This is a genomic window from Catenulispora yoronensis, from assembly GCF_039531695.1.
GTDB lineage: Bacteria > Actinomycetota > Actinomycetes > Streptomycetales > Catenulisporaceae > Catenulispora > Catenulispora yoronensis.
In genome coordinates, this window is record NZ_BAAAQN010000264.1 from 1 (window position 1) to 510 (window position 510).

A 510-nucleotide genomic window follows, 5' to 3' on the forward strand; every position below is an offset into this window, starting at 1 on the left:
CTGCTGCAGGGCTTCGTCGCCCAGCACCGCATGAAGCTTCCGGGCGGCACCGCCTATATTCCTTGCTACGAAATCATCGCCTGATTTCCCACTCTCCCGCCGGGGCATCGCCTGACGCCTGCCCCCGGCGGGCTCTCTTCCTCTGACTTCCAGAACGCGCTAAAAACCTTTCTGTTACTAATCAATCACCTGAATTATTTCTACATAGCCAAACGTTTGCGTTGGTAAAAACTGCGACAATTATCACTGCAAAAAATGGTTTTAAGCGCAAAAACGTCGACTAGTTCTCTTTTTTACAGTAAATCCCTCGTTATTACGCCGCTCCGCTTTTATCTCATATGCTGCAAATGGTAGCCTTCGCGCCACAAATCGCTGGCTGATCACCAGAAACAGGCTGTTGGACTAAAAATACGCACATTGAAAGTGGATTATTGCATTTGAGATCGCGATCACTGATGCATAAACCATATAAATGTATCTTTCCGGCCCAATTATTACGGAGAAAATTTC

At 47.1% G+C, this 510-nt stretch carries 1 protein-coding gene; it reads left to right on the forward strand.

The window, feature by feature from the left end; translation table 11 throughout:
* Nucleotides 1-84, forward strand: an 84-nt coding sequence (locus ABD481_RS47245) for a pyrimidine/purine nucleotide monophosphate nucleosidase domain-containing protein (RefSeq protein WP_344672405.1), incomplete at its 5' end; no start/stop codon positions are given.
* Between the last annotated feature and the right edge of the window lie 426 nt (nucleotides 85-510).